This window comes from Eubacterium sp., from assembly GCF_057858645.1.
Genome location: NZ_DBLZZO010000049.1, coordinates 1 through 4,011, shown reverse-complemented (window position 1 = coordinate 4,011; position 4,011 = coordinate 1). Strand labels below are relative to the sequence as shown.

At 34.6% G+C, this 4,011-nt stretch carries 4 protein-coding genes; all 4 read right to left on the bottom strand.

Annotated features, from left to right (window positions below):
• Positions 1 to 152: 152 nt before the first annotated feature.
• The 4 genes from truA to ACZM4J_RS12050 all read right to left on the bottom strand — a co-directional run bounded on the left by truA (position 153) and on the right by ACZM4J_RS12050 (position 3,812).
• Positions 153 to 893, bottom strand: coding sequence for a tRNA pseudouridine(38-40) synthase TruA (truA, locus tag ACZM4J_RS12065; RefSeq protein WP_022164636.1), 741 nt, complete (start codon positions 891 to 893; stop codon positions 153 to 155).
• Between the two features lie 229 nt (positions 894 to 1,122).
• Entirely contained in the window at positions 1,123 to 1,917 is a 795-nt protein-coding gene (locus ACZM4J_RS12060) for an energy-coupling factor transporter transmembrane component T family protein (protein WP_022164635.1), read from the bottom strand.
• Between the two features lie 198 nt (positions 1,918 to 2,115).
• Positions 2,116 to 2,964: an energy-coupling factor transporter ATPase gene (locus tag ACZM4J_RS12055; RefSeq protein ID WP_412335708.1), complete on the bottom strand. Its 849-nt coding sequence runs from the start codon at positions 2,962 to 2,964 to the stop codon at positions 2,116 to 2,118.
• 8 nt (positions 2,965 to 2,972) lie between these two features.
• Positions 2,973 to 3,812 carry an energy-coupling factor transporter ATPase gene (locus ACZM4J_RS12050; protein WP_412623132.1) on the bottom strand — a complete coding sequence of 280 codons (840 nt, stop codon included), beginning with the start codon at positions 3,810 to 3,812 and terminating at the stop codon, positions 2,973 to 2,975.
• Between the last annotated feature and the right edge of the window lie 199 nt (positions 3,813 to 4,011).

Sequence of the window (4,011 nt, the reverse complement as noted above, 5' to 3'; positions counted from 1 at the left end):
TCCTGTGGCTTTTAACAATACAAGTGCTGTCGATATTTGTTCTTGTGTGTACCTCATAACATATCAGGCATTACACAGTCCAACTTTTCGTCCGCATGCCCTATCTTGAAGTGGATTTTAGTCTTTCACTTATTTCCAAATATTTCATTCCACTATTCCTCATACTCAATTCCTATTAATGTTAAACCTCTTGCGGGAGCTTTGGGTCCTGCCATGTATCTGTCTTTCGAATCAAGTATTTCTTTTACATGTTCAGGCGGATAGACTGACAATCCTACCTTTAGCATGGTTCCTACTATTATCCTTACCATATTGTAAAGGAATCCATTTCCACTTATTTTTATACTTATAATATCATTTTCTTTTGACACATCCAAAGTGTACACTGTTCTTACTGTGGTTTTTACCTGACTTCCTGCTGAACAAAAGCTTGCAAAATCATGTTCGCCTACAATGTATTCTGCTGCTTTTTTCATTTTATCCACGTCCAATGGTAGATATACAAAATGAGTGTACAATCTGTTTAACGGATCAGGAAATCTTCTATTTAAAATTTTGTATTCGTATGTTTTAGTGCTATTGCAATATCTTGGATGGAAATCCTGTGGCACTTCCTCGGACTTCTGAATTCTTATGTCATCAGGTAGTCTTTGGTTAAGTGCAAAAGAAATTTTCTCTGCCGGTATTTTTGTGTCGGTATCAAAAACTGCCACATTAGCAACCGCATGAACTCCTGAATCAGTTCTACTTGCTCCAATTACCGCAATATCCTCTTTTAAAAGAGAGGATAATTCTCTATTTATAATTTCTTCAACGGTTATTCCGTTTTTTTGAATTTGCCAACCACAATAGTTGGTTCCATCGTAGGAAATAATTAATCTGACTCTCTTCATTTTTCTATCTTTCTATCATTAACTATACAATTCTCATTGAATATACAAATCTTATTTGTCAGCATACTTGCTATTCAACATCAAAGTTCTATATATCGATATACCTGCTATTCAATATAAAAGTTCTATATATCAACTTACTTGTTGTTCAACACTAAAATTCTATATACTAATTTACTTTCTATTTAATGCCCAAACTATATACCCATCTATTTTTAATACTATTTTATTAAATCACATAAGTAACAACGCATAGACTTGCTACAATTAACACGTAACTGCCATACGCCATGTAATCACGCTTAGCGTATTTTAATGGTTTCATCTTTGTTCTATCGCCACTGTGATAACATCTGGCTTCCATTGCTGTTGCCAGGTCAATGGCTCTTCTAATTGACGAAATAAACAAAGGTATAAGAATTGGAATAAGGCTTTTTGCCTTCTGCAGTATGTTTCCTGTGTCAAACTGTGCACCTCTTGCTTTTTGTGCCTTTGTTATTTTTTCTGTTTCTTCCATTAATGTTGGTATGAATCTTAATGCCAGTGACATAATCATTGCAATTTCATGTACCGGAAATCTTATAACTTTTAGAAAACCAAATGATTTTTCCAAGCCGTCAGCTAAGTCATTTGGTGTTGTTGTAAGTGTCATTACCGAAGTACAAATTACCAGATAAACCAGTCTTATTGCTATAAAACCGGCTTTTATCAAGCCTTCTTTTGTTACTGTTAATGCCCATATTGAAAATAATTCTTCTCCCGGTGTCATAAACACGTTCAATACGGCACTAAAAAGTAGAATAAAAAGAATTGCTCTTACTCCTTTTAATAATTTTCCAAAGGGTACTTTTGATGCCTTGATTATCGCTGCCATAAATACCGTAAATAATATATAGCCTGGAACACTATCAAGTAAAAAAAGCATAACGATAAAAACCATTGTGCCAAATAATTTTACTCGTGGGTCTAATTTGTGTATTATTGAATTTTCCGGATAATATTGTCCTATTGTTATATTTGCCATTTCTTCTTCCTAAATTAATTGTAATATCCTTATATTTACTAACCTATAATTTGTAATATGCTTATACTTACTAACTTATAATTTCAAAAATCTAAAACTTATTATCATTTGCTTTAAGATTATTAACATCTTTATCTGACTGGCTATTCGCCTGATACATTCACGTATACTACTTAATCTATCTGGTCATTTATTGCTTTATTTTCCAAGTGCCTTTAAAATATTTTCTTTAGCTTCTTCTACATTGATTATGTTTTCGTCCACATCCAGCCCGTTTTCTTTTAGCTGATGCATAATATAAGTTATCTGTGGAGCTGCCAAACCGATTTTTTCCAGTTCCTTATAATGTTTAAATACTTTTTTCGGTGTATCATCAAACATTACGCTTCCGTTATTCATTACAATGATTCTTTCAGCGTAATTTGCCACGTCTTCCATGCTATGAGAAACGAGAACAACTGCCATGCCTTTTTTCTTATGAAGATTTTCGATGCAGTTAAGAATCTTATCTCGTCCTGCCGGATCAAGACCTGCTGTTGGCTCATCCAAAATCAAAATATCAGGCTCCATTGCCAAAACACCGGCAATAGCCACTCTTCTTTTCTGCCCGCCTGACAGCTCAAATGGCGATTTATCAAAAAGTTCTTCCTTGACACCTACAAGGCTCAAAGCTTCTTTTGCCTTATTGATTGCCTCTTCTGTTGACAAGCCCTGGTTGTTTGGTCCGAAGCATACATCTTTAATTACTGATTCTTCAAACAACTGATGCTCAGGGTACTGAAATACCAGCCCTACTTTGCATCTTAGCTGTCTTAAATCAAAATCTTTGTCATATATATTTTTCCCGTCAAAGTAAACATTACCTTCAGTTGCTTTTTCCAAGCCATTAAAATGCTGTATTAATGTTGATTTGCCAGAACCGGTGTGCCCGATTATCGCAATAAATTCACCTTTTTCAATTTCTAAATTAACATTCTTTATTGCTGCTGTTTCTGAAGTTGTTCCTTTTTCATAAATATAACTTACATTTTCTAATTTTAAAGACATTCTATTTCTCACTTTGCTTTTTTTATTTCATTAACAAGTTCGTCTATGCTTAATATACCTTCATTTATATTTAAACCGCTTGTTCGTAACAAATGACCTAACTCTGTAACCTGTGGCACTTCCAAACCGATTTTTTTGATTTCATCTACTTTACTGAAAATCTCTCTTGGAGTTCCTTCCATAATTAACTTTCCGTCATCCATTACAAAAACTTTATCTGCTCCAATTACTTCGTTCATGTGGTGGGTAATTAAAATAATTGTTATATTCTTTTCCTTATTCAATGCATGAAGTGTTTCAATAACTTCTTTTCTGCCTACAGGGTCGAGCATGGCTGTGGGTTCATCTAAGACTATACACTGTGGTTCCATGGCAATTATTCCGGCAATTGCTACTCTCTGCTTCTGACCTCCTGAAAGTTTAAGAGGTGACTTGTGTCTGTACTTCGTCATACCTACAGCCCCCAACGCCTTCTCTACTCTTTTCCAAATTTCGGCTGTTGGGACTTTCAGGTTTTCAGGGCCAAATGCCACATCCTCTTCAACCATTGTTGCAACAATCTGATTGTCAGGATTCTGAAACACCATTCCCGCGTTCTGTCTTATGTCCCAAAGAAGTTTTTGATCCTTTGTGTCCATACCATCTAAAAATACTGTTCCCTCAGTTGGAGCAAGTAGTGCATTAATATGTTTTGCCAAAGATGATTTTCCTGAGCCGTTATGACCTAATACTGCAATAAACTGTCCTTTTTCCACATCTAAAGACACATTATCAACAGCTCTCAATGTGGTTCCCTCTTCTTCGTCAACGAAGTCATGTGTTAAGTTTTTTATCTTTAACATTTCCATAAAAGTCATCTGTTCCTTTCATATATAAGTAATGCTTTTTGATGGTCCGAACCTATTTTATTCTATTTATACATATTTTGCAACTTGGATAATTTAAAAGTTTGTGTCAAGTAATCGTTGGCAACTTTCCTTTTCTCTTTTTCTATACGATTATTATCTACTTTTTTGTATGCCAAATAAACCCTGTCGGGTTTCTCTT

Bases quoted from the DNA above. Each gene is read 5' to 3' on its own strand.
- truA (WP_022164636.1), bottom strand. From the start codon at position 893: ATGAAGAGAGTCAGATTAATTATTTCCTACGATGGAACCAACTATTGT.
- ACZM4J_RS12060 (WP_022164635.1), bottom strand. From the start codon at position 1,917: ATGGCAAATATAACAATAGGACAATATTATCCGGAAAATTCAATAATA.
- ACZM4J_RS12055 (WP_412335708.1), bottom strand. From the start codon at position 2,964: ATGTCTTTAAAATTAGAAAATGTAAGTTATATTTATGAAAAAGGAACA.
- ACZM4J_RS12050 (WP_412623132.1), bottom strand. From the start codon at position 3,812: ATGGAAATGTTAAAGATAAAAAACTTAACACATGACTTCGTTGACGAA.